Below are 24,176 nucleotides of genomic sequence, written 5' to 3'. Positions count from 1 at the left end.
CGATGGTGGATATCCGTGAGCGTATCGAGGGCGTGGTGATCGGCATCTTTCTGGGCTTCGACGGCGCCGCTCCGCTGGTGGTCTTTCCAGGCAATCCGCGCGAGGAAGCGATTGCCGCCCGAAGCCTCACCGAACTGACATCGGCCATGGCGGGCGCGGAAGTGGCGCTGCTGTTCCAGGACGGCGATCCGACCCGCCCGCTGATCGTCGGCCGCATCGTCGATCCAGCGCGCAAGAACCCGACGCCGCAGGTGGTGCGCGACGGCGAGAACGTGCGGATCGTCGGCAGCGAGCGCGTCGAACTTCGCTGCGGCAAGGCGCGGATCGTCATGGAAAAAGACGGCCGCATCATGATTCGCGGCACCTATGTGACAAGCCACGCCAGCGCCACGAACCGCGTGCGCGGCGGCTCGGTAAACCTCAACTGATGCCGGCTCCGATCCTGCCCGAGATCGTGCGCCAGCACGCCGAGATGGCGGCACATCTGTGGAATATCTACGACCATCACCTGCTCAACCCCGACGAGAACCCGGACATGGACGAAGAGCGGCTCGCCAGACTGGTCGAGCGACTGGAAGCGCATCTCGACGGTCTGGTAGTGGCCGATGCAGAGGGCGCAAGAATAGCGCGTGAGCGTTTCGAAGAGTACCCGGAGCCCGGAGAGCTTTTTGTCGTTCAGGTGCTCAAGACAACCAAGCGCCCGATCCTTGTAAGGGACTTTGACATTCCGCGCATTCGGCAGTGGTTAGCTCAACAATTCACACGCCAGATGTAGTCTACCTTAGCAGAGCTCGGGGAATTTCCACTTCTTCCCACCCCGATCCGCTCCATCTGGCGAGCCCGCGCCAGTCTACGAGCCAGACGTCGTCGCCTTCGGCTTGCAATTGTTGCAGTGCCTCGAAGCCGGGAGGGACAGGTATTGCCTCGTCCGTTCCGGCGATGAGATCCAAGGCCACGATCTCGTCATCGAGAAGGACGATCGTGCGATCGTCCCATACTGTTAGCATGGAAATGTTCTTCTGATCGGTGTGAGCATAGATGTTTTCGAATTGGTCTACGTCGATGATCTCGCCAACCAGCCCGAAATTTGTCGCCAATAGAACGCGTTGCTCCAAAATTGTCTTCAGTCCGGTGACCGTCCCGGAAAATGGGATGTCGACCTTGCTCCATTGGCCGGCCTTCAGACGCCATAGGGTTCCGTAGATCGGTCGGACGTCGGTCATGATTTGCCGAGAGAAGCCTTCGATGTCTCCCCGAAGAAGGGATTGGGTGATGTCATCGAGGCTCTTGGTTTGCGGTTGCGCAGATCCCCCGAAAAAGAGTGCGCCCTCTTTCGAAAGGGCTGCCGCACAAAGAAAATTTATGTGATCGGTCGGATCGTCCTCGAGAGGATAGGTATCCGACATAACCTGCCAGTCTGCGGCATCTCCACGTTGGTAGACCTGACCTCCCCGTCCGAGCGCCAAAAGATTGATGCCCAACTCGCTAAAGGCTGAAAGCATTCCCTTTCCGGGTTCGATAAATCGGAACGTGCCTTCGGGATTGATCCTTTCTGTCTTAAGCTGGCTAGCGAGGACGATTGCCTCTCCGGTGCTGGCGAGAGCGATGTATTCCGCACCGTCGTCGTTCGGCTGCGGTAGCCGCGCGAGGTCCATTACATCGAAGGGTACCTCGATGCGCTGCCAGGCTTGAGGCGAGCGGGGTGTGTGAATGAGAACGATGCTATCCGCATCGCCAGCCTCAAAGTCTTTCAAGGCAAGGCAGATCGTGGGACCGGTTGATGCGGACGCAAATATGCGCAGTTTGTGTCTTGCGGTGATACTGGGCACGATATCAACCTATGGTCTGAGTGCGTTGAAAGCCGGAGTGTTGGGTGCAGGCGGTCTGAGTGTGGTGCGTCCTGCCTGAGTTGCAATGGGCGCCGTCTGCTGAGCGACCTTGTCGGAAGCTTCCTTCATGCAATCCGGGGTCAACGCGGGATTGTTAAGCTGACGCAAGCCGATTACCCCCACTGCCGCACAAGCCCCAACGAGCGAGGTTCCGGCCGGCCCACCAGGCCCCGGCGGGAGTGCGGCCAACGATTGGTTTACGCCGCTGTGCAGCCCTTTGTGTTGGCCAGGCGTCAAGCATATACACATACCCTGGTTCAGGGATGGCGCTCCCCGAACGCGGTTTGATGTATTCGTCGTCGCCCGTGTCGTTTGCCTGTAAACCATATCAGGAACGATGTGGTGCGTCTCACCCGTCGGCGACCGCGAATTGCACTCTTCCTTGATCTTGCTGTACTCGCCGACCAGGCACTTGGTATTCGCTTGGCCGCCGGTGCCAGCTCCGCCAACCTGCGGCTGCGTTGTCGGCGCGTTCGGTGGCTCGCAGGCGTGGTTGTTGGTGGTTATGTCGGAGAAGCGGCAGACCGGTTCCTTGTCGGCCTTCACGTTGGAGGACCAGGCGCGGTTATATTTCTTGCCCGTATTCTTCGAGTTGATGATGCCCTTCTTCGCCGCGCAGCCGGCCTCGGTGCCGGTTGTCTTGGTGTAGTACGACTTGTTCTTCTGGTTGATGGTCTGGCCGCCGATCTTGACCGTGCCGGTGCCCTTGTCGGTATCGGTATCGAAGCCGAAGGTCGGATAGGGGACCGGCACGCCCGGCGGCGTCGCGGGGTTCTCCGGCGGCGTGAAACAGACGTCGGGGAACGCCGCGATCACCCTGTCGGACTGGGCCTTGCAGGAAACCTCGAGCCCGTTGGCGTAAACCGTCATCGCCCGCCCCCGAAGATCGCCGTGCCGCAGGCGCCGGCATCGCTGGAGGCTTCGATGAGAACACTGCTTCCGCCGGCGTAGCCCTTGTGCGCGGCCATATAGGCCATGCCGAGCATCAGCGGCACGACCGCCGCGCCGACATTGCCGACGGATTCGGTCGGCGACCAGATGTCCATGAATTCGCGTACGCTTCGCGTCACGCGGCTCACCGCCAGTGTACTTTGCTTGAACCAATAGTGTTCGCCGACGAGGTCGGCGATGCGGTATCCGACCTCGTGCATCTGCGCGCCCGCTTCCTTGAGCGCTGCCCGATAAGCAGAGATCATGCCTTCGCCCCGGAGCGGCAAATCCTGCGGATTATAGATAAAGGCGGATTCCCGCGCGAGCCCTATGCCGTATAGGCCGAAGCTGCCGCGGCCCGGCTTTGCGCACAGTACCGCCGCCGCCGCTTCTCCGGCGATGAAGCCGTTGGGGTTGTCTGTCGTGAGCAGCCGCCGCTCGTTGAGGTAATGCGTCACCGCATGCGGCGTCAGGTAGCTGTCGACCCCGACAAGCATGACGTATTCGGCTTCGCCCGCAGCCAGCAATCGCCTTGCATGATCCAGCGCCACGATGCCCGACGGGCGCCCGTGGGCGATGACGCGCGAGCGGGAATGCGCTTCGACTTCCATGATCTCGGCGATGCGGCGCAGCAACAGCGCGTAATCGCGCACGGGCCTGCCCGGACGCCCTTCCTCCGGCACGCACAGCATCAACGCCGTGCGACCGCGTGCCTGCGGCACCGCATCGAATGCTTCGCCAATCGCCCCGGCGGCGAGATGGGCCATGCGCTTTTCGCCTATCCATGCACGCGGCAGCGGCACGGGCGCGCCGATCAGCCAGTCGCCTCCAGCGGTAGTGAAGCGCGTTTCCCTGAAACCGTCGATACCCGCGCGCATCGCCGCGCATGAGGAGGGTGCGTCAAGCCCGACCGCCGTCACCATGCCGACCGCGACGATGTCGAGCGAAGCGCTCATGCGTCCTCGCTCTCTTCTTCGGGGGATTCTCCGTTTGCACGGATATAGCGGCGGCCGGTTTCGCGGGCCCTGAGCATGGATTGCGTGGGCGGGCCGATCCAGCACTCGCTGAAATCGAGAATGGTTCGGCGAATACGCTGCTGGATGCGCCACACGAGGCTGAAGCGCCGGTTTTCGGGGTCGAACAGCACCGTGTCGGGCGGCACCTCTTTTTCAAGCACTTTTTCCCGACCGTTGAAAAGCGTCAAAGGCAATGACGTCCGCGGCAGCCGAAAGCTTTCGCGCCCCTGCGGCGTGAGGTTGGCGAGTTGCACCTCTTCGCCACCCTTAGGCGGATCGATCTGTTGATCGGGCGGCGCCATCTGGAAATAACACTCGTCGAAATCGACCGGCAGGAAGGGGGCGACATTGTCGACCCAATTCTGGTCGTAGGTACCGCCATATCCGATGCGGCCGGGCCAACCGCGCCCGACCGGACCGAAGCTCATCGGCTTGTAGTCGCCAAAAGGCGAACGGATTTCCTCGCCTGCGGCCTGGGTGTTGGGCAAGCGAAGTCCGGGGACGAGGCGCTGGTTTCTGGTGCGCGCCCAACCCGTGCCGACAGGATTGAGCGGATAGCTGCCGGGAAGCTTGTCTTCCGGGTCGAGACGGTCGGTGCCACCCCAGGCGGTGTCATAGGAAAACGGCTGGCGCAGGAAAGGCTGCGGTGAGGTGGCCATGAACAGCGGGCCGCGGGCGCGCCATTCCCGGTGGCCGACGACCTCGAATACCTTCGACCAGCCGCCGAGCTTGATGCCGACAGGTACGCGTTCGGTCGGGCGACCACCCGGCGCATAGGCGCAGCCATTGGCGACGACGTCGCAGCGCGGCTTGCGGAAAGCGAAGTCTGTTTCCCACAGGGTTGCCGAATAGCCGGGTTCGCCGGTGTGCGTATCGGCCATCACAAGTGGCACCTGTTCGGCGAATTTGCGTACCGGCCCGCCAGGATTTTCCGGAAAGTCGAAAGTTCCCTTGACCACCACGACGATATATTCATGGGCATCCTTGTCCATGCCCATGGTGAATTCATGCACGAAGCCGGTCTGGTTCCATATCTGCATCAGCCCGGCTCCAGCCGCGCGGCCAAGAGGTGCTCGAGCGCCGGCTGCGGCGCATCGGGATCGGCAAGGACAAAATCGGCAGGATCGACCCAAAAGGCCATGCCTCGAACGGATTCGCCGTCGCTGCCGACCTGCGGAAATGGCAACAGGATCAATTCGGCCGCAAGATCATCGGCCGTGACGGTGCCAGCCTGCGTCGTCGCCGCCAATGTCTGGATAAGGGCGAACCAGTCCGCGGCGGCCTCGGCAAGCCCGATGCGTGCGGAATCGATCGGCACCGCTACGGTTAGTGGAAAACGCCTTCCCACCCGGTCGGCGCTTGGCAAGACGACGCCGGCCATCGGTCCGAACGAAACCGGACCGAGCAGGAAATTCAGGCCCCCGTCCGTCCACCGGTCATCCGCAAGCAATGGCGCGAGATGGCGCGCGGCCCAGCGGTCCCATCCCCGTACGAACTCGACGGGAAGGTTGCGGTGAACGAAATCGCCTGTCGCCGGAATCTTGCCGAAGAATCCGGGGTTCAGATTTGCGGCGGGCACGTGAACCTCTTGAACATCTCCAGATTGTAGGGGTTTTCGACACTGGACGCGCGAAGCTCGAAATCGGCATAGAAGTTCTTGGCGCCGATGCGCAAATTGTAGACGTCGGCCAGCGAGGTGTTGGTGAAACGACCGTTGCGCAACATCCTCAGCCACGCCCAACTGCCGGTTTCGTTCATCAGGAATTCGGGCGAGCCGTCGATCGGCTGGAACGCCAGCGTAATGACGCCGGTGCCGTCCTTGCCGGGCCAGGTCATGGGCTGAGGCCGCGTGGCGTTGTTGTAGTAGGTGAGCGCCTGCCCGTCGAGGTTGAGCGTGACGCGCGTCACGTTCGGCGAAAGGTCCTTCGGCTCGAGCGTAAAACTCATTACCGGGCCCTGGCCGCCCGGAAACAGATCGTCGCGGATATGCCGGGCCTGTTCGAAGGCAGCCAATGCCGAGGAATCCAATCCGAAATCCGCGCGCCATTTCCACGGTTGACTGGTGGTGTCGACATAGGCGATCAACTGGTCGTTGATGAAGTTGTCGATCAATCCTCCCGGTCCGAACAGCCTTTGGAAGTCGCGGACATTGACGTCCACCGCGCTGGAGGGGTCAAAGGGATAGCGGTTCGTCAACGCCGCCTGGCAGAACGGCAGAATATCGGCGCGCCATATCGCGTTGAGTTCGGAGGTGACCGCCTTTTCCGTAAGGCCGCTGGTATCGCCGGCAATGCCGCCGAGCCAGTCGTCGATCGGATCGGGCAGTATCTTGGCCTGGCGTGCGACGGCGCCGGTCAGTTCGGCAAGGCCGCCCTGCTTTTTGATAGCATCCTGCGGGTCTGGACTGGCGGTGACGGTCTGCAGCATGTTGGATAGCGCGGTCAGCGACACCACCGCCGCATCGAGCGCCGGCGGTTGGCCATCCATCTCGGCGATTGCGCCTTTGAGCGGCTTGAAATGTTCCGCCACCAGGGACCCGGTCATGTCCACCTCGTCGGCGGACCCGGCGCGTGGCAGCAGTTTCACGCCGGTCTTGGCGAGCTTGCCGATTTTACCGAGCTTGCTCAGGAGTTTCGATGCGCCCGCTGCTTGCGCCTTGTCGTCAGCAGGAGCATCGTCGGAGCGGGTCAGTTCCGTCTCCTGCACCACGGCGGTGACGAGCCGCTTGACGGCGGAATCGGCACTGGACAGGTCTTTGAGATTCTCGCTGGCGACATTGAGATCGGTAAGCGGCGCCAGCCGGATGTCGCGCAACAGACTGTCCCATTGGGCGATGAAATCGTCATAGTAGAGCTTGAGCACGTCCTGCGAGAGCGCCTGCACCGAGGTATCCGAATTTTCCGAACAGCCGCCGGCAAACACCGCGCGGTCGAGTGCTGCCTGGGCCGCGACGTCCTCCAGCCTGTCCAGGATGACGTCGTGGAAGCCGGCATAGGTGAACGCGCCGGCTATACCGATGCGCAAGGTCTTGTCCGAGCGCCGCGCCAGCACCTTGGCGCCGTTGGGGCCGGCGAAGTTGGCCGGTATCCACTCCTTGAGCGCGACGATGGCAGGGTCCGCCAGCAGTTGCTTGTAGGCGCGTGCCGGCAGCGAGATCGTGCAGACGGTTTTCAAAGCCTCGGCAACCAGCGCCGGATCGGGGCTGGAATAGCTGTCGTCCACGGCCATTCGACGGATAGCCGCCAATTGGTGCTCTTCCGCATCGGGTGTCGGAAACGGCGGGGCGGCAGCGAATTCCGGCAGGCGATTTTGCCACCAATCCTGGGCGAAGTCGGTGTCCATCTGCGACAGGCCGGTCATCATGCGATAGGTCTTGAGCGCGCCAAGCATGAAATCCGGGTCGCGGATTTGCCGCCACATCGTGGCTTCGAGCAGGGCGACCATGCGGGGCTCGAGGACATTGCGCAAAGCGTGTTCGTAGGTGTCGGTCTGCGCACGCCGCAATTCGGCCGAGGCCGATGGGCCGATCAGGTCGTGGATGCCGCCGGGCGGCTGGGTTCGGGCGCTCTTCACTTCGTCCATGGCGGCCAGCGCAAAATCGAGATCCGGCGGATCGACAGGCGCGGCCTTCGCGGCGATCGCATTCAGCGGGGTCTGCAGCGCCTCGAACTGGGTGGCTTGCGCCGTAATGGCATTGCGGTTGTCGACATAGGAGAAGGTGAACAACAGGGCCGCGAGCAGGAAGACGGCGGCGGACGCCGCGGCCGCGCCGCGCCATATCCAGGCGCGCCGGCGCTGGGCGAGCGGGTCGAGCGTGCCGAGACCCGCCTCCTTGAAGATGACTTCGGTAAGCAGGTTCTTCAAAAAGAAGCTGCGTTTCTCGACGCGCCCGCCTGGCATGGCGCGCCGGGCCGGCAGGCCGAACGAGGACGACAACGCGGCCGTCAGCCGGTCTATCGGCGCCCCTTCCTGCGTCGCCGAGGTAAGGTACACGCCGCGCAGCCAGGCACTTTCCTCATAGCGGCTTTCGCCGAACATCGCCTCGACAAGAATCTGGATCGGCTCAGAGAGACTGTCGAGCTGGGCGGGGAACCGGAAGATCTCCGCCCGCTCGGCCAGTTTTTCCTCGTTCTCCAGGCGCGGCACCAGCCGCCGTTCCAACTCGGCCGCAAGGGTCGAAATCTCACTTGCAACCGTGGAAGCGTCGACGCGCGCATCGAGCGGGAAGGTCGTTCCCCATACCTGTTCGCGCGCTGCCGTCGAAAGTCCGCCGAAGAAGGCCTCGAAGCCTTTTATCAGGTCGGCCTTGGTCAGCATCAGATAGACCGGGAGGCGGATTTCAAGCTGTTCGTTGAGTTCGGCCAGCCGCCGGCGGATTTTACGACCATGCGCGCGGATCGCCTCGTCGCCCTCGCAAAGCGTGTCGATGGACAGGGCGACAATGACGCCGTTCAAGGCGCGCCTGCCGCGATGCTTCTTCAGCAAACCCAGGAAACCCAGCCATTCGGCGGCATCGACATCGGGCTGGCTTTCCTGCTGCACGTAGCGTCCGGCCGTGTCGATCATCACCGCGTTTTCGGAAAAGAACCAGTCGCAGTTGCGCGTGCCGCCAACACCTTGCAAATCGTCGGTCAGATCGACGGGAAAATTGAGGCCGGATTGGCGCAGCGCCGTTGTCTTGCCGGTAGCCGGAGGGCCGACGATGACATACCAGGGCATCTCGCGCAGGAACTTTTTCCCGCCGAGCTTACGGCGCTTCAATTCCGCCATCACCTCCTGGAATTTTACCCCGACCGCGGCGACGCTCTGCTCGCCGGGGGTCAGCTGCTTTTCGACGGGTGAAGCGGATATTTCGGCGACGAACATGCGGTTGGCGCGAATGGCCCGCCGCTGTGCGACGATCAGCCAGATCAGCCAACCGATAACCAGCAGGGCGATGAGGACAATGCGCACCGTATCGGACGCAAACGGTTCGCTGCGTCCGACCCGCACAATCGGGCCGAATATCCAGATAACCAGCGAAAGCAGCGCCAGGCCGATCAGCGTCCACAGCCAGCGCGACGTTAGTACGGCCCACAGGAAGCGCAGGACGAACATCTCAGAGCCTCTTCTCGACAAGAACCTCGGCTCGGCGGTTCAACGCCCGGCCTTCGCGGGTGCTGTCGTCCGCCACGGGATCGGTGGCGGCGCGGCCTTGCGAGCGGACGCGATCCCGCGGGACGCCGTTTTGAACCAGAAGGTCGGCGATCGTTGCCGCGCGGGCTTCCGACAGGCGCTGGTTGGTCGAGAGCGGATTGCTGGTTTGCAGCGGGACGCTGTCGGTATGGCCAACCACCGTGATGTTTCCGATCAGGTCCTGATTGTCGAGAATGACTTTGGCGATCGCTCCGATCAGGGGCTCGAAACCGTCCGTAAGGTCGGCGCGCGACGATTGGAACAGTTCCGGGTTGGTGCCCTGGACAACGAGCTTGACGAGCGAAATGCTCTCCGTCCCGTTCAGCGCTGCCCGCAACGCGTCGGGCGCGGCCGCTTGAAAGGCAGGCAGGAGCGCGATATCCACCGTTTCAAGGGGCGGGGCGTCTACTTTGGGAGAAGCGCGCAGGATTTCCGCGCGCTGTGGCGGCGGCAGCGCCTTTACAAGCGTGGTCAGGCCCGCGGCCTGGCTGCTCAGGCTGATGGAAAACGCGACATAGGTGGCGGCGGAAAGCGCTATGGCCATCACGGCCATCACCCAGATAGGCACGATGAAGCGCGGCGGTTCGTCGGATGCGACGACGCCTTTCCAGTTGGGCGAAAGCGGTGCCCCTTCGGCGTCGGCATCACGCAGGAATCGCGCGGTGGCGACGCGAACCGCATTGAGCGAGCGGTCGCCCGCACGGCCTGGAACCCGGTATTTGCCGCGAAAACCGAGCGCCATGCAATAATATTGCAACTCCAATAGTTCGCGGTCGCGGTTGGGATGGCGCTCCAGTTCCTCGAGCCGCGCGAAGAATTGCGTGCCGGCATCGACGTCGCCGCGCAGCATCACCACCAGGGGTTGGCGAGGCCATACGCTGGCGCCGCCCCATGGCGTGTTCAAGGCGAGGTCATCGAGCAGGGCGGCAACGATCCATGCGGCCTGGTCCGCCCGTTCAAGCGACGAACCGCTTGCCATGGCTGCATCGCGGGCGCGGACGAGTTCGTCCAGCAGGCGCGTGCGCAGCGCCTCCGGATTTTCCGGGGGCAGGGCGCTTTCCAGTTCCGGCGCGAATTCCAGCAGTGGCGAAAAGGCGTTGACGAGGGTATTCGGGTGCGAGCGCGCTCGTTTGAAGGCAGCCCCCGGCGCCAGCGGCGCCTGCTGGCGCGCCATCGGCGGGCCGACCAGACGGATGCGGGTACGTTCACGATCCTCAGACAGGCCGAAGGGATCGTCGCGGCTCATGGCGTCACCTATTCACCGAGTAGCAGTCGACCTGCGGTTCGCTGGGCAGGACGCCGGAAACGCCAATGACGAATCCGGGAGCGTCGAGCAGCGAGGCCCAGTGCTCGCTTTTCTGATCCAGTTCGAGGCACAACCGGTCGCCGTCGTAGGGAATTTCACGCGGCTGCGAATGCAAGGGCTTCAATGGAATTCCCGGCAGGCGCGATTTCCACAGGCCCTCGAATTCGCTGGCCGCGCCGACTGTCGCCTGGTTGACGAAAATCTTGCGAAGCGCGTCCTCGGATAGTTCCGAACCAACCCGGATGACGATGCGGCTGGCCACCAGCAGCTTCGGGTTGTCGACGCGTACCTTCCACACATTGGTGGAATGGCGCATGACCGGCAAAGCCCGCGACTTGGGCTCGACATAGCGCAAGGAGAGGATGAGCGAACGCAAGGCGTCGGCGAGCGCGAAATAGGCAGGGCCGGGCGCCATGTGGTCGTAGGCCGGCAACTCACCCAGGCGTCGCGCGCTCGACCCATACGTCGCCATCGATCCCGCCAGACCGGCCAGTTCGAGATACAGCTCGGCCGGATGGAAAACATCCTGGGCGAGGATGTGAGCGAGCCGGGGCCGCGCGGCATTGGCAAGGTTGAGCATCAGCAGATCTTCGACGCTGCGTCCCGGGCCGCCAAGCACCATCTTGCCATGGGCCTCGGCAATCTGGTCCAGGCCGGTGATGACCTCCTGCAGAAGCTGGGCGTACCAATGCGCGGCGCCGGTGACGAGTGTCGGCGGCAAGAACGCGTCGTTGAGAGCGACCCCGCCGTCGGCACGCACCCCCTTGATCTCGGCTACCGGCAGCGCGGTATAACCGCCGACCGATTTGCCCGGCGCGAGAAGTATTGGCTGCGGCCGGGCGATTTCGATTTCCTCGGGGTCTGCCCCTCCCTGGACGGCATCCCTGACCGAAACGATCCGTCCGCGATAGCGAGCGCCGCTTGACGCGGCATGCGCCGGATCGAACCCGACGCCGCCGGGCGGCTCCAGCGGCAGCGCAATCAGCACCGCACCGCCGCCCATGTCGGCGGTGACCGCCAGCGGCGGTGGCGCGTCCATCGTGTCCGGAATGGCGAAAGGCGTGCCGTCGGGAAAGATGCCGCGCGCCGAAAGCACGGAGATTTGCCCGGCCTCCAGTTGCGCCGGGTCGAGCGTCAGCGTCCGGAAGCCGAACGTGTGAAGTTGCCCGGCCTGCAATGCGCCGCGCACCGTCGCTTCGAAGAAGCGGTCCTGCTGCTGGAAGTGCTGTGTCCGCAGGAAAAGCCCTTCGGACCACAGTACCCTGTTGGCGTCGCTCATTCCGCCGCTCTCTGCATTGCCTGCCTCTTGTGCCACGCGCTAGGCGGATATGCCGCCGCTGCCGAGCCTTACATTGACTGTCAGTTGCGATCCCGGCGACACCGATTTCGTGGTTCGCCAGTTCCGGCCGCCGGGCTCGCGAATGAGCGCGACGAAGCCGAGCGCGGTCGCTTCCGGCTCGACCGTGATGGTTTTGGAGGCTGTCTTGCCCGGCCCGACCGCGATCTGGTCTGACCCGATGAGATCGCCGCCAAGCGCCGTGCCGGCGTCGCCCTGCAGGGCGAAATAATCGGCCGAGTTGAACTTGCCGGTGCTGCGCAGCCGCATGACCAGCACCGTCACCGGCCGGTCACCGCCTCCCGGTCCGGGGTTCATGCCGGCCTGGCCGGCCAGATTGATGGTGACGGTGGAGGGTTTGGGTGGTCCGCTCTGGCAACCCGCAACCAACCCGGTGGCCCCGAGAGCGATGATGAATTCACGGCGATCAATCATAAGTCACTCCTCCTCATAGGCATCGCGAAAATCGGCACCGATTTCGCCAAGAAACCGCGATTCAGCGCTTGTGGCGATTTCGCGGTGGCGTTTTTGATAGAGTTCCCAAAGCTTGGCCCCACGCCCGCCGGCAAGCAGGGTTTCGATGGCCGAACCCGATTTCAACTCCGCCTCGATCGCGGCGGGGTCGAAGCGGTCGATCATGCGGCGCAGCGCGCCCTGCACGCCGCGCCAGGCCCGTACGTGGTGCTGGGCGAGGTCGCGTATGGCGTCCATGATAGCCGCCTCGCCATCCAGGAAGCCGGGGCTGCGGCCTGCGGCGATCGTCGCCAGCGCATCGTCCACCGTCGGCAGGAATTTGAGAGGATTGACTTGCGAAGCACCGACCACGGTCTGCGCGACGCGGGCATTGCCCTTTTCTTCGGAGCGCTTGCGCAGAAGTTGCATCAAGCCTTCCAGCATCATGCGATATTCGCGGCCGAACCTTTCCATCTCGGCAAGGGGGTCGCCGTCGGGCAGGTCGATGTCTTCAAGACCGACGCCGCGCAGGAATGCGGAGCGCAACGCTGCGTCCGAACTGCCCTGCGGCGACGCATGGTCACCAGACGTATGGCCACCATTGCCCGCCGATGGCTGCGGCGCTTGCTGAACGGCAACTGGAACCGGCGGGTTCTGCGGCAAGCCCGGGCGCAAATCCCATGGTGCCGGCGGGGGGCCGGTTTCGGCGACGCGTGCGTGTGGAGCGGCTATTTCCACACCCGCCCTGGCCGCGCTTTTCTGGCCGGGACCGAGGTTGAAACCGTCGTCGAACGCTATCGGCGGCAATTGGGCGGCCTCTTTGGCGCCGGCGGGCGGGGGTGGCGGTGCGCCGGCATCGACGTGAAACGGATCGTCAAATCCGGACGCGCCCACCCGTCCGAGTTTCTCGTTGGAGGATGGGTCGGATACCGGATCGAGGCTGAAGGGATCGTCGAAGGCGGCTGAACCGCGTTCGTTCGAACCGGCGCGTTCAAACGCCTGAAACGCACCGGGCTTCGGATGGTCGAAAGGGTCCGGCAAGTCGGCCGGGCGTGGAAGGCGTGGTTCTTCTTCGGCTTTGGATGAAAAGAAATCGTCATGACCTATACTGGCGGAATTGGGCGTCGGCACGGGCGGCTGGGCCGACGGTGCGCGAGGTGCCGGCAAAGGGGAGGCCGATTGCCACAGCGCCGATTGCGCGGCCGCGGGTGCCTGTAGCTCGACCCCTACGACATAGTCGCCCAATCTCAGCCGCATGCCGTTTCTCAGGCGGATGGAATTTCCGGCTCCGAGCGGACTGCCGGAATCGTCGATGAAAAGGCCGCTGCTCGACATGTCGGTGACGGTGTAGCCGTCCTGTTCCGATGTGATTTTGCAATGAGCGCGCGAGACATACATGTCCGGGTCATCGATTTGCCAGTCCGCTTCCGGGCTGCGACCGATCACCAATTCGCCCTTGTCCAGCCCAGTCTGGCGAACAGCCTGGCTGCGCGGTCCCTGTTCCAGCGTGAGAAGCAAGCTCATGCTCCGACTCCCGCCACGCCTGGGCGCCATCCGACGATGGTCCTCAGCCGCATGTCCGTAGCATCGCCCCTTTCAAGGGGACGTGCAAGCCACGCCGTTCGCCCAAGCTGCACCGTTCCAACACGCGCCTGAGGCACCGCATCGCGCTTGAGGACGATGCGCAGATCGACGTCCAGAACCTCGCCGATGAGGTCGCGCACGGCGCGTTTAAGAACGTCGAGGCGTTTTTCGCCGGGCAGGAACGATTTGTACGTTTCATAGCCGAGCGGCCCGATTTCAAGCTCGATCCTGCTCTGCCTGCCAAAACTTCGCGGGCCGATCGTGGCGGCGCTGCCAAGCCCCGCATGGGCTTTGCCGAGCCGGGTTTGCAACGGGGCGGGTATCGTCAGCCAAGCCGCGACGAACTCTTTGAGCAGCACCGGTACGTTGAACGCTTCGGCCACGAACAAGGTCAGCTTTTCCGGCCCCTCGACCTGCGAGGCGAGCGATGCCGCCTGGCGGAGCTTTACGGCGTCGAGTTCCGGATTTTCCTGATTATGCGTGGCGGGCAGCCCGATCCCGGCGAGCGCCTCGAGCATGGAGCGGACGCGACCGCCAACGGATCGCTCGGCCTGCACGCCGGGATGCGCGTCCGCCCAGGCCCGGTAGAACAGGGCGATCATTCGGTGCTGCAGGATGTTGACGAAGTCGACGAATGTGGTGTCGCTGGTCTGTTGTGCGTTGACGCCGCCGAACCAGCGTTGCGACAGGCGGTCGAGCACCCATCGCGTCAGGTGCAGCGGCATCGGCCCTTCCGGGCCAAGCAGGCCGAGATTAGCCACGGTGACGCGCGCCGGCAACGTCTCGGTTGCCTCGCGGAGTTCGACGAGGTCCTGCGTGGCGAAGCCAAGCCGCACGTGCTGGCCAAGGCGCGCCGGCTCACGGTCCGGTCGCCCGGCGTGGCCGAACAGATGACCTTCCCGCTCTAGCTGGCGCAACAGTTCGAAGAAATCGAACGCCTCGGACAGGTCCGTCTGCCTGTCCGGCATGGGGCTGGCTGTTCCGGCGGCGTCCGGCGCGGCTTCGGCCACGGCCGCCGAGGTGTCAGGCGCATCTAGATCAGGTAGCGATTGCCGGGCGTCATCGGCCATGGCACATCCTCCAGTCTCTGCAGCAGCCGCGTGCGGGTCCGCACAAAACCGTTTATTCCCGCATGGCGGGCGAAAAGCCGTGCCAGCAACGCCGACAGCAGCAGGACACTCTGCCCGGAAAGCACCGACTGATCGACATGCAGCGTAATTTCCGTGCCTCTGCCGAAACACATCGGCCCCGCTATCGCCAGCCGCTCGATAACCGGCCTCGAATCGACGCGCACGATGGAGCGCACGTGGCGGGCAAGTGCTGGATCGCCCCGATCCGCGTAAAGGTCGAGCAGCGCATGCAGCGGATCGACGCCTTTGCCTTCCTTGGCCAAGCTGAGGAAATTGAGTGCGAGTTGGGCCACGAGCCGCCAGGCGAGTTCGTCCGCCCGCGATTGGCTTTCCGCACCGGTCGGAAGTGCTGCGGGAATGGCCGGTTGTGGCGGCCGCAGCGCGCCAAGAAGCCTGACGGATTCAACGGGATCGCCGCTTTCCAGGGTGAGGGTGGGGTTGTCGTCAAGGATCGGCAGATCGCGATTGGTGCACAGCGCCATGATGTCGAGACGCTTGAGCGGGCGGGCGCCCGTGTTGCCCACCGGCTGCGAGATGGCGAGGAAAACGTCGTCGCCGGTATAGGAGGTGCGCGTCATGCCCTGCCGCCGCTCGTCCTCGGTGGCTCGGCGGGGGCGGCGCTCCGACGAATAGACCCAGCCGCTGCCGCGGTTCTGGCCGAGGCTGAAAAGCGCCGGTACCTCGGATTCCGGCCCTTCGGTATCGGCGTCCTCGACGCGTAGCACGCGATAGATTTCGAAGTCTCTTGGCCGCGTTCTGTCGGCATAGAGCACCTGCCGCGTCTTGCGACGATCGATCTCGATGACGTTACACTCGCGCTCGAACAGATTGATGATCGGCGTGGCGAAGAGTTCGAAATCCGTCGGCGTCACATCGGCAAGTTCCTGCACCGGGCGGCGAAACAGGAAAACGACCTCCAGTCCGGCATCGCAACTGCGAACGATGGGTTGCAACCCCCGCACGCGAGCATAGTGGAAGCGTTCGGGCATCATGAAATATTCACGCAACAGCCGATAGCCTTCGAAGGTCGGGCGGGTGCGCGGCATCAACGCTTCGGCGTCGGCGATGCCTGCCATTTCCGGTGCCGGAAGGGGCGTTAGTCTGGCGTCTTTGCCGAAAGCCCGCGCGCCGATGGCCGAGCATGCGCTGAAGATTGCGTCGAACAGGAGCGTCGCCTTGGTCAGTCCGGCGAAATAGAGATCGAGTTGGTCAAGGGACAGTTCGTTGAGCTTGCCCTTGCCGCTTCGGCCAACGGTGAGGCGTAGCGCCGCTTCGCCACCGATGCCGCCAATCGCGTTTATCCCGGCCGCGGCCAGCGCGCTGCGATCCTGGAAATAGCTCACTGAGGCGATTTCGATCGGCCATAGCGTCACATCCTGTGCCGTGGTGAAGGTGCAGCGTGTTGAAAGGCCGGGCAGCAGGCTGGAGACGAGGCGTGTGCCACGCGCGACGACATGGCCGGCATTCATCGTCTGCACCTGCTTGCCGGGCTTCAGCACGGCCATGGCAGTGGCCGGCGTCGGCGCGACGAGATCGGGATAGAGGACGTCAAGCACGGCGCGTGAAAATCGCGAGCCCTCGGCGTCCACCTTCATGCGGGTGCGAGCCGCCAGGAAGGCGACACCGTCGAGAAGCCTCTCGACATAGGGGTCGGGACAAGGCGCCGTGTCGAGCGACAAATTACGCGCCACCGCAGGGTGCATGTCGGCAAACTCCGAGGCGAGCGCCCTTATGTGGGTCAGTTCTTCTTCATAATACTCCAGGAAGGCCCGATCCAAATCTCAAGCCTCCGCGAAGTCGGTCCGTGCCAGGCCGTTGTCCAGGTTGATGGTCGTGCGCAGGCGCATCCTTTCAGGTGTTGGCGTCATGATCAGCACGGCATCTATCTCTATTTTCAGGCCCATGCTTTTGTCGCCGAGCGTCACATTGACCTTCGTCGCCCCCTCTTTCAGACGTGGCTCGAAGGTGGTGAGTACCGCGCGGATTTCCCGGGCCAACGCCTCGCGGTCGAAATCGCGTGACGAGCGGCCGGAGAACGACGGTACGCCGTAATTGACCACGCTACGGCGAACCTCGGGAAAATCCTCCAGCGCCGGCAGCCTGTCGCCGAACTGCTCGAATTCCAGATCGGACAACAGAGGCGTCGCCTCGAAACGTTCGGTATTGAACAACGCCTCGATGTCGCGCCGGACCGCCTCGCGAAGAACGTTGGGCGACACCACCACGCCGCGCGCCTCAAGTTCGCTCCTGTGGCGGTTCTGGAAAACCAGCCGATGCAAGCGCCTTTGTTGATCGGGCGTCAACGCGGCATCGGTATCGATCGCCCTGGCATTGCCGGCGAGCAGAGTGTCCAGCCGTTCCGTGCCAAGTTCGCTCTCCAGAACATGGCGCAGCCCGCTGATCTCCGTGGTCAAGCCCGGCAGATCGTTCACGAGACGGTCCCAAAGAGACGGCTGAACCGCCTCGCGTTTGGCCCTTGGACTGTTGCTGGACTTGGTCATTTCGATGCCAAGACGTCGCCGCCAGCGTCAGACGCCGACATTCACGTCCATCTCCGCCTCGTCATTGTCGTCGTAAACGAACTTGATTTTCTTGTAGGCGAAGCCGATCCTTTCCTCGATCAGGTCTGGATCTTCGGCGCTCGGCTTCATCTCATAGTTGACGACCGAGGCATCGGTGAGTGTGATGACCAGATAGTCGCTGCTCTTTTCCTCAATGGTCCGGCGGGCGGTAAACTTCACCTCGTCCAGCTTCTTGTTCTGGAACAGCGCCTGTTTCAGATAGGGCGAGGACTTGTCGTAGTGCTTGACGAAGGTGATGAGCCCCAGGGCCACGCGGCCTCTGCGCGAAAGTGAGTTGGGATCATGGGGCGCGATCATCGTGAACTCGACCCCGTGGATTTCGATTTCATCTTCGTGCTTGTCGCGGGCACTCGGGCCCTTGATGTCCGGAACTTTCAGAAAGCCATCAATTTTCATTTTCTCTCTCCATCAGGCTCACATGTATTCAGGCTGATTTGACGGACGGTAGTTCCGACACCAGCCGAAGCGAGGCGTTGATGCCCTCCAACTGGTAGTGCGGTCGCAGGTAGAAGCGGGCATTGTAGTATCCCGGTCGGCCTTCGACGCTGTCGACCTGTACCTCCGCCGCCGCGAGCGGCCGCTTGGCGCGCGCCTTGTCGTCGGCGAAGGCAGGATTGGCCAGCACGTATCGGTTGATCCATTCGGTCAGCCAGATCTGCATGTCGGCGCGTTCCTTGAACGAACCCACCTTGTCGCGCGCGATCGCCTTGAGATAGTGCGCGAACCGTGAAACGGGGAAAAGATAGGGCAGGTTGGCCGAAAGCCGCTCATTGGACTGTGCGTCCGGATCGACCAGCCGCCCCGCCCGCGTCTCGTCGTCTTGCAGCGAGTGCGCGCCGATGAATGCGGCGAGGTCGGTATTCTTCCTGTGCAGAATGGGCATCAGGCCGAGCTTGGCGAGTTCCGCCTCGCGTCGATCGTCGATCGCCACTTCCGTCGGGCATTTCATGGCCACGGCCCCGTCGTCGGTGGGGAAGCTGTGCACCGGCAGGTTGAGCACGGTGCCGCCGTTTTCGACGCCGCGAATCTGCGTGCCCCAGCCATAGAGCTTGTGGCTGCGGTTGATGTTGACGCCCATCGGGAAGGCGGCATTCATCCATACATACTTGTTGTGGTCGCCCTGTACTTCTTCCTCGAAGGCAAAACCCTTGACCGGCACGGTGTCGGCGCCATAGGGCAGCCTGGCCAGCACGCGCGGCATGGTCAATCCGACATAGCGCGCGTCCTCGCTCTCGCGCAGCGATTGCCACGAGGCATAGGCCGGGTTGGAGACAATTTGCTGCAAATCCTGCGGGTTAGGCAGTTCCTGCCAACTGTCCATGCGGAACAGCCGGGGCGAGGCGGCCGCAATGAACGGCGTATGTGCGGAAGCGCAAACGCCCGACAGATTGCGCAGCAGGCCTACGTCGCGTGGGTGGTTGGAAAATTCATAGGCGCCGATCAGGCAGCCGAAAGGCTCTCCGCCGAACATCGAATATTCATCTGTGTAGACCTTCTTGAAGATCGGGCTCTGGTCCCACATCTGGCCTTCGTAGTCCTCCAGCGTATCGGCCAACTGCTCCTTGGAAATGTTCAGCACCCGGATCTTCAGCTTCTGATCCGTCTCGGTATTGTTGACGAGATACCACAGGCCTCGCCATGTGCCTTCCATCTCACGCACCTCCGGTGCGTGCAGTATTTCATTGATCTGCGTCGTCAGCATCTTGTCGATGCCGGCAATCAGCGACTTGATGGACTTGATGGCGTTGGACGAGATGGTCGTCGTCTCCGAGCGAGACTGCGCCGCCAGCGCCAGGTTGCGCACTAGCTGCTGCAATTTCTCGCTGTCGTCCTTCTTGACCTTGAAATCTTTCTCCAGCAGCTCGCCGAATTCTCCCAGGTCGACGGCTTCTGCCTCGGCGGTGGCGCTGACGGCGGTCTTTTGCTGTTCGGCCATGGGTTATTCCTCGCTCTTGTCGCCGTCGGTCAGGGCCTGGTTGGCGATCTGCCCGAGCAGCGGTTCGTTGTTCAGCAACTGGGCAATGCGCTTTTCGGCATCAACCCGGCCATCCATGAAACCAAGCAGTTCCTCCAGCTGGCGGCGCATCTTGAGAATCTCGGATAGCTGCGGCACCTGTTCGGCGATCTTGTCAGGGGCGAAATCGCCCATCTTCGTAAACGTCAGGTCGAGAGCCAATTCCTCATCGCGTTCATGACCTTCGGCCTGCGGCAGCGTATTTTTCACGCGCGCTTTGACGCGTGGCCCGAGCGCCTCCATGAATTTGGGGAACCTGTTGGCGTCGGTCTCGACATAGGATCGGTCGAGCACAGATTTCTGCGCTTCCCTGGTCTGGGAAGCGCCGGAGAGATCGGCCATCACGCCCATGACGAAAGGCAATTCGATGGTCGTCGGGCTGCCATAGGTCTCTACATCGTAGGCGATCTGCACGCGCGGCGCGCGATTGCGTTCGATGACCTTTGCTTTGCTTTCTGCTGGCATGGTTTTTTACCTTTCATCCATTCTTACTGGGCCGTCTTCTTGGCCTCGGGGACGCCGGCCAGAAGCCGGAATTCCTTGAGCCCAGACGGAGCCAGATCTTCCATCAGTTCGACGAAATCCATGTGAACCATGCGCCGTACGCGGCGGGCCAGATGCGGGATCGGACTCGACGGTTCCGTGCGGTCGTAGAAGGCGACAACGAGATCGAGGCACCTGACCACGTCGTCACGCGAGGAAATCCGATCGGGAAGGGCCATGCTTGATCCTCCTTGGCCGACCAGCTTCGCTGCGCCGCTATCGTGGCCGTTGGCTCTCGGCGCTTGGCTCTCGACGGTCTTTTCTTCTGCAGGTATTTGCTCGCCATTGGCGGAAGTACGCCCGGCTGATCCTCGTTCGAGGGTGGAAAGAACGCGTTCCAGAAAGCGCTTGAGGTCGGGAACGGTGGCGCTTCCACCTTCGAGCCGCGCACCAAGCGCCATCTCGACCGAATCGAGCGCCGCCACTGCGGCGCGCGCGTCTGCCATGAGCGCGGTCATGCCGTCGCCGGCCTGGTCGATCTGCGCCGCGCTGCCGCTGCGGACGCGGGCGAGAAGCTGTTCATGGGCGCTTGCGAGAGCGGCCTTCTCGGACGCGTTCAGCCCCGACGCGGCCTCCTGCAGCATGACGCGCTCATCGAGCGCGCCTTGTTCCAGGTCGCGCCCGGTGATCGGCCCGACGCCGCGAGGGGCAAATAACGTCATCCTGCGCAGGTCGGCGAGGATGCCGTCCTGGCCGTTCTGCAGATCGAGCAAGGCATTGATCCGGCGCAGTGCCGATTCGCGTGGCGGTGCATCAGCTCGCAAGGCCGGGTGCATGGTTTCCCAATAAGCGCCGAAGGTGCGCGCGATCAGGTTCAGGCCCTGGGCGAGCCCGGCCAGGCCATCCTCGTTGGCCAGTGCGCGTGTGACGAGCACCAGAAGGCGCAGGTCGCGGCCTTGCGTGCGCAGTTCGTCGGCTTTCGCCAACACGCCGGCCCAGTCGCCGGGGGTGCTTACCTGTGATGTGGGTTTGTTGCGCTCGTCGTGAACGACCTTGACTTGAGGCTCCGCCAGCCGCTCCAACTCGTGGAACCGCGTATCGTTGCGTAAATCTTCCCCTGATGGGTTCTGCCCGTTCAGAGGTTCCAGCCAGAGAGCGAGATCAATCAAACAGACCCCCCGCAGCCAACGTCTAGGCTGCAATGGCGTTCATTTACCAGTCTGCATACATCTGTCAAAAGCCGGGCTAGAGCCCGAAAAGTGGTCTAGAATACTCGTTTTTGTGTTCCTGTCCATATTGCCGCGAGAGCTTATGTCTATCGGCTGGCAGGAAACCTGAAACAGCCCAGCGATGCGCTGCGGTGGCACTCGGGGAAGCGCTTCAGCATTCGCCGGATCGCCGAAAATGGGAGCCTCTTTGTAAGTCGCGGTTTGTGTGTCAATTTATGCCCACGGGGTACTCTCACAGGAGCAAGTCCGATGGAGCCAGCCAGTGCGCAAAGGCGTAAGCCGTCGCAGAGCTTCAAGCGCAAGGAACTTGTCGACAAGCTGAACCCGACATGCAAGCGCGCTTTCGCCGCTGCCGCTGCTGCTGCCAAGCTTCGCGGCAATCCCTACGTGGAACTCGTGCATTTCATCGAGCAACTCGTGCTTTCCGACAGGTCCGATGTTCAGATGATCCTCGCGGATGCGCGCGTCGATGCCAGCCGGGTGGCCAGCGACATGACGCGGGCGGTCGACAAGCTGCCCTATGGCGCGACCTCGATCGAAGAATTCTCCGACCATATCTTTCACGCCATCCAGGAGGCATGGAGCCTGGCAGGGCTCCAATTCGGCGTCGAGGAGGTTCGCAGCGCCCATGTCATCCTCGCCTGCCTGAAAATCCCGGTGCTCGAAGGACTGGTATCCAAGATCAGCGGCGAATTCGACAGGATAGACGCCGATGGCGTGATCGCCCGTTTTGGCGACGTGGTGGAAGGGTCCATCGAGGCGGCCGAAAGCGAGCCTGTTGCAGACGCTGCCGCGGCACCGAAGCGGGCTCCCGGTGGGGATTCGGCGCTGGCGAAATACGCGACCGACCTGACGCAGCGCGCGCGCGACGGCAAGATCGATCCCGTTATCGGGCGTGATCCGGAAATCCGGCAGATCGTCGATATCCTGATGCGCCGCCGGCAGAACAACCCGATCCTGACCGGCGAGGCCGGGGTCGGCAAGACCGCCGTGGTCGAGGGCTTTGCCTTGCGCATTGCCGAAGGCGACGTGCCGCCCATGTTGCAGGGTGTCAGCGTGCGCATGCTCGATGTCGGTTTGATGCAGGCGGGCGCCAGCCTCAAGGGCGAGTTCGAGAAGCGGCTGAAATCGGTCATCGACGAAGTGCAGTCTTCCGGAACGCCGATCATCCTTTTCATCGATGAAGCCCATACCCTCATCGGGGCGGGGGGAGCGGCCGGCACGGGCGACGCCGCCAATCTTTTGAAGCCCGCGCTGGCAAGAGGCGAGTTGCGCACCATCGCGGCGACCACCTGGGCGGAATACAAGCAGCACATCGAAAAGGACCCAGCGCTCACCCGCCGCTTCCAGGTGGTCAAGGTCGACGAGCCGGACGAGGCTGTCGCCGTGCTCATGCTGCGCGCCACGGCAGGCGTGCTCGAACAGCACCACCAGGTGCAGGTGCTTGACGAAGCAATCGAGGCGGCGGTGGCGCTGTCTCACCGCTATATCCCGGCGCGGCAACTGCCGGACAAGGCGGTCAGCCTGCTCGATACGGCCTGTGCGCGCGTCGCCGTTTCGCAGCATGCGACGCCGGCCGAGGTCGAGGACATATTGCGCCGTCGCCAGGCCCTTGAAGTCGAGCGCGGCATCATCGGACGCGAGGCCGCGATCGGTATCGATGTAATCGACAGGCAGGCTCGCGTCGAGGCGGGGTTGGCCGAAACCGAGACGACGCTTGCCGCCGCGCAGCAACGATGGGACCGCGAAAAGACGCTGGTCGCCGAAGTCCTCGAACTGCGCGCAAGGCTGCGCGGCGAGGGCGTGCCGCTCGACAAGGCAGCACAGGAGGCGCAACCGGTCGGGGCTTCCCTGGACGCGAAAGACCCCACCGAACCCGCTGGAGAGGATGTGCAAGCCGAACCGGCTTCCGATCCCATCGCCGATCTGGCACGGCTCAGGGAACTGATGACCGAACTTGCCGAGGCGCAGGGCGAGACGCCGCTGATCCTGCCTTCGGTCGACCGGAACGCGGTGGCCGCCGTGGTTCAGGACTGGACCGGCATTCCCACCGGGCGCATGCTGTCGAGCCAGACCGAAAAGGCGCTGCGGCTCGCCGAAACGCTTTCCGAGCGGGTTGTCGGCCAGGACCATGCGATGGAAATGATTTCCAGGCGTGTGCAGACCAGCCGCGCCGGCCTCGGCGCGCCTGAAAAGCCAGTCGGCGTCTTCCTGTTGTGCGGCCCTTCGGGTGTCGGCAAGACCGAAACGGCGCTGGCGTTGGCCGAGACGCTTTATGGAGGCGAACAAAACCTGATCTCGATCAACATGTCCGAGTTCCAGGAGGCACACACCGTCTCGACGTTGAAAGGCGCGCCTCCCGGCTATGTCGGCTACGGCAAAGGCGGCATCCTGACCGAAGCGGTGCGCAGAAAGCCATATTCGGTGATCCTGCTCGACGAGGTCGAGAAAGCGCATCCGGATGTGCACGAGATTTTCTTCCAGGTCTTCGACAAGGGCATGATGGACGACAGCGAGGGCAGGCGCATCGATTTCAAGAATACGCTGATCCTGCTAACCTCCAATGTCGGCTCCGAAGTGATTATGGATCGTACCCACAATGGTACCGTGCGGGCCGGCCTTGACGATCTCGATCTGGCCCTGCGCCCACCACTCTTGAAGGTATTCCCGGCCGCGTTTCTCGGCCGCGTCGTCACCATCCCCTACTATCCGCTGTCGGATGCCATGATCGAGGCGATCACCCGCCATCAGTTCGGCAAGATAGCAAAAAGGCTGCGTGCAACCAGCGACGCCGAACTGGTGATCGGCGAAGGCGTCATGGATATGGTCAAGGCCCGTTGCACCGAGATCGAATCCGGTGGGCGCATGATCGATGCCATTTTGACCAATACCCTGCTGCCCGAGCTTTCCCGTGGTGTGCTCAACCGCACGCTGGAAGGCGAGCCCATGAAAAAAGTGACGGTTGGTGCCTCCGCCGAAGGGTTTACCTATACCTTCGAATAGTGTGGCGACTTTCCATCGACCACAATGTTGCCGGTTCCCAAAGCGG

20 protein-coding genes are annotated in these 24,176 nt (G+C 63.0%); 3 read left to right on the top strand and 17 right to left on the bottom strand.

Annotated features, from left to right (window positions below; all coding sequences use genetic code 11):
* Positions 1 to 2 precede the first annotated feature (2 nt).
* Both ACX3P1_RS12850 and ACX3P1_RS12845 read left to right on the top strand, forming a co-directional pair.
* A complete protein-coding gene (locus ACX3P1_RS12850) occupies positions 3 to 428 on the top strand; it encodes a DUF6484 domain-containing protein (RefSeq protein ID WP_459079963.1) in 426 nt (141 codons plus the stop codon).
* On the top strand, positions 428 to 775 hold the full coding sequence (locus ACX3P1_RS12845; protein WP_459079962.1) for a hypothetical protein: 348 nt from the start codon (positions 428 to 430) through the stop codon (positions 773 to 775). Before ACX3P1_RS12850 ends, ACX3P1_RS12845 begins: the two co-directional genes overlap by 1 nt.
* 1 nt (position 776) lies before the next feature.
* On the opposite strand, the gene ACX3P1_RS12840 is transcribed toward ACX3P1_RS12845, so the two are convergent.
* From ACX3P1_RS12840 to tssA, 17 genes are read right to left on the bottom strand one after another with little or no spacing between them, the layout of a single operon-like run.
* Positions 777 to 1,829 (bottom strand): hypothetical protein, encoded by a 1,053-nt coding sequence (locus ACX3P1_RS12840; protein WP_459079961.1) that lies wholly within the window; start codon positions 1,827 to 1,829, stop codon positions 777 to 779.
* Between the two features lie 9 nt (positions 1,830 to 1,838).
* Positions 1,839 to 2,759, bottom strand: coding sequence for a DUF4150 domain-containing protein (locus tag ACX3P1_RS12835; protein ID WP_459079960.1), 921 nt, complete (start codon positions 2,757 to 2,759; stop codon positions 1,839 to 1,841).
* Positions 2,756 to 3,775, bottom strand: a complete 1,020-nt coding sequence (locus ACX3P1_RS12830) for a beta-ketoacyl synthase N-terminal-like domain-containing protein (protein ID WP_459079959.1) — start codon at positions 3,773 to 3,775, stop codon at positions 2,756 to 2,758. The genes ACX3P1_RS12835 and ACX3P1_RS12830 overlap by 4 nt, the downstream gene beginning before the upstream one ends.
* Positions 3,772 to 4,875: a DUF2169 family type VI secretion system accessory protein gene (locus ACX3P1_RS12825; protein ID WP_459079958.1), complete on the bottom strand. Its 1,104-nt coding sequence runs from the start codon at positions 4,873 to 4,875 to the stop codon at positions 3,772 to 3,774. The genes ACX3P1_RS12830 and ACX3P1_RS12825 overlap by 4 nt, the downstream gene beginning before the upstream one ends.
* The gene (tagF, locus tag ACX3P1_RS12820; protein WP_459079957.1) at positions 4,875 to 5,414 is read right to left on the bottom strand and encodes a type VI secretion system-associated protein TagF; all 540 of its coding nucleotides are present in this window, start codon (positions 5,412 to 5,414) and stop codon (positions 4,875 to 4,877) included. Before tagF ends, ACX3P1_RS12825 begins: the two co-directional genes overlap by 1 nt.
* On the bottom strand, positions 5,396 to 8,932 hold the full coding sequence (tssM, locus tag ACX3P1_RS12815; RefSeq protein ID WP_459079956.1) for a type VI secretion system membrane subunit TssM: 3,537 nt from the start codon (positions 8,930 to 8,932) through the stop codon (positions 5,396 to 5,398). Before tssM ends, tagF begins: the two co-directional genes overlap by 19 nt.
* A gap of 1 nt (position 8,933) precedes the next feature.
* Positions 8,934 to 10,256, bottom strand: coding sequence for a type IVB secretion system protein IcmH/DotU (gene icmH / locus ACX3P1_RS12810; RefSeq protein ID WP_459079955.1), 1,323 nt, complete (start codon positions 10,254 to 10,256; stop codon positions 8,934 to 8,936).
* Between the two features lie 4 nt (positions 10,257 to 10,260).
* Complete coding sequence (tssK, locus tag ACX3P1_RS12805; protein ID WP_459079954.1) at positions 10,261 to 11,595, bottom strand: type VI secretion system baseplate subunit TssK; 1,335 nt, start codon at positions 11,593 to 11,595, stop codon at positions 10,261 to 10,263.
* 39 nt (positions 11,596 to 11,634) lie between these two features.
* A complete protein-coding gene (tssJ, locus tag ACX3P1_RS12800) occupies positions 11,635 to 12,087 on the bottom strand; it encodes a type VI secretion system lipoprotein TssJ (RefSeq protein ID WP_459079953.1) in 453 nt (150 codons plus the stop codon).
* 3 nt (positions 12,088 to 12,090) lie between these two features.
* Entirely contained in the window at positions 12,091 to 13,629 is a 1,539-nt protein-coding gene (tagH, locus tag ACX3P1_RS12795) for a type VI secretion system-associated FHA domain protein TagH (RefSeq protein WP_459079952.1), read from the bottom strand.
* Positions 13,626 to 14,759, bottom strand: coding sequence for a type VI secretion system baseplate subunit TssG (tssG, locus tag ACX3P1_RS12790; RefSeq protein ID WP_459079951.1), 1,134 nt, complete (start codon positions 14,757 to 14,759; stop codon positions 13,626 to 13,628). Before tssG ends, tagH begins: the two co-directional genes overlap by 4 nt.
* The gene (tssF, locus tag ACX3P1_RS12785) at positions 14,723 to 16,597 is read right to left on the bottom strand and encodes a type VI secretion system baseplate subunit TssF (RefSeq protein ID WP_459079950.1); all 1,875 of its coding nucleotides are present in this window, start codon (positions 16,595 to 16,597) and stop codon (positions 14,723 to 14,725) included. Before tssF ends, tssG begins: the two co-directional genes overlap by 37 nt.
* A gap of 3 nt (positions 16,598 to 16,600) precedes the next feature.
* Positions 16,601 to 17,320 carry a type VI secretion system baseplate subunit TssE gene (gene tssE, locus ACX3P1_RS12780; protein WP_459079949.1) on the bottom strand — a complete coding sequence of 240 codons (720 nt, stop codon included), beginning with the start codon at positions 17,318 to 17,320 and terminating at the stop codon, positions 16,601 to 16,603.
* Positions 17,321 to 17,347: 27 nt separating this feature from the next.
* Positions 17,348 to 17,797, bottom strand: coding sequence for an Hcp family type VI secretion system effector (locus ACX3P1_RS12775; RefSeq protein ID WP_459079948.1), 450 nt, complete (start codon positions 17,795 to 17,797; stop codon positions 17,348 to 17,350).
* Positions 17,798 to 17,825: 28 nt separating this feature from the next.
* Positions 17,826 to 19,337: a type VI secretion system contractile sheath large subunit gene (gene tssC / locus ACX3P1_RS12770; protein WP_459079947.1), complete on the bottom strand. Its 1,512-nt coding sequence runs from the start codon at positions 19,335 to 19,337 to the stop codon at positions 17,826 to 17,828.
* Between the two features lie 3 nt (positions 19,338 to 19,340).
* Positions 19,341 to 19,880, bottom strand: coding sequence for a type VI secretion system contractile sheath small subunit (gene tssB / locus ACX3P1_RS12765; RefSeq protein WP_459079946.1), 540 nt, complete (start codon positions 19,878 to 19,880; stop codon positions 19,341 to 19,343).
* A 23-nt stretch (positions 19,881 to 19,903) separates the two neighbouring features.
* The gene (gene tssA, locus ACX3P1_RS12760) at positions 19,904 to 21,067 is read right to left on the bottom strand and encodes a type VI secretion system protein TssA (RefSeq protein WP_459079945.1); all 1,164 of its coding nucleotides are present in this window, start codon (positions 21,065 to 21,067) and stop codon (positions 19,904 to 19,906) included.
* 309 nt (positions 21,068 to 21,376) lie between these two features.
* On the opposite strand from tssA, the gene tssH reads away from it, so the two are divergent.
* Positions 21,377 to 24,130: a type VI secretion system ATPase TssH gene (gene tssH, locus ACX3P1_RS12755; protein ID WP_459079944.1), complete on the top strand. Its 2,754-nt coding sequence runs from the start codon at positions 21,377 to 21,379 to the stop codon at positions 24,128 to 24,130.
* Positions 24,131 to 24,176: the final 46 nt, after the last annotated feature.

Source organism: Mesorhizobium sp. A623, from assembly GCF_054489405.1.
This window is presented reverse-complemented; position numbering and strand designations above follow the sequence as displayed.

Coding starts and splice junctions, on each gene's coding strand:
- ACX3P1_RS12850 (WP_459079963.1), top strand. CDS start 3: ATGGTGGATATCCGTGAGCGTATCGAGGGCGTGGTGATCGGCATCTTT.
- ACX3P1_RS12845 (WP_459079962.1), top strand. CDS start 428: ATGCCGGCTCCGATCCTGCCCGAGATCGTGCGCCAGCACGCCGAGATG.
- ACX3P1_RS12835 (WP_459079960.1), bottom strand. CDS start 2,759: ATGACGGTTTACGCCAACGGGCTCGAGGTTTCCTGCAAGGCCCAGTCC.
- ACX3P1_RS12830 (WP_459079959.1), bottom strand. CDS start 3,775: ATGAGCGCTTCGCTCGACATCGTCGCGGTCGGCATGGTGACGGCGGTC.
- ACX3P1_RS12825 (WP_459079958.1), bottom strand. CDS start 4,875: ATGCAGATATGGAACCAGACCGGCTTCGTGCATGAATTCACCATGGGC.
- tssM (WP_459079956.1), bottom strand. CDS start 8,932: ATGTTCGTCCTGCGCTTCCTGTGGGCCGTACTAACGTCGCGCTGGCTG.
- icmH (WP_459079955.1), bottom strand. CDS start 10,256: ATGAGCCGCGACGATCCCTTCGGCCTGTCTGAGGATCGTGAACGTACC.
- tssK (WP_459079954.1), bottom strand. CDS start 11,595: ATGAGCGACGCCAACAGGGTACTGTGGTCCGAAGGGCTTTTCCTGCGG.
- tssJ (WP_459079953.1), bottom strand. CDS start 12,087: ATGATTGATCGCCGTGAATTCATCATCGCTCTCGGGGCCACCGGGTTG.
- tagH (WP_459079952.1), bottom strand. CDS start 13,629: ATGAGCTTGCTTCTCACGCTGGAACAGGGACCGCGCAGCCAGGCTGTT.
- tssG (WP_459079951.1), bottom strand. CDS start 14,759: ATGGCCGATGACGCCCGGCAATCGCTACCTGATCTAGATGCGCCTGAC.
- tssE (WP_459079949.1), bottom strand. CDS start 17,320: ATGACCAAGTCCAGCAACAGTCCAAGGGCCAAACGCGAGGCGGTTCAG.
- ACX3P1_RS12775 (WP_459079948.1), bottom strand. CDS start 17,797: ATGAAAATTGATGGCTTTCTGAAAGTTCCGGACATCAAGGGCCCGAGT.
- tssC (WP_459079947.1), bottom strand. CDS start 19,337: ATGGCCGAACAGCAAAAGACCGCCGTCAGCGCCACCGCCGAGGCAGAA.
- tssB (WP_459079946.1), bottom strand. CDS start 19,880: ATGCCAGCAGAAAGCAAAGCAAAGGTCATCGAACGCAATCGCGCGCCG.
- tssH (WP_459079944.1), top strand. CDS start 21,377: ATGGAGCCAGCCAGTGCGCAAAGGCGTAAGCCGTCGCAGAGCTTCAAG.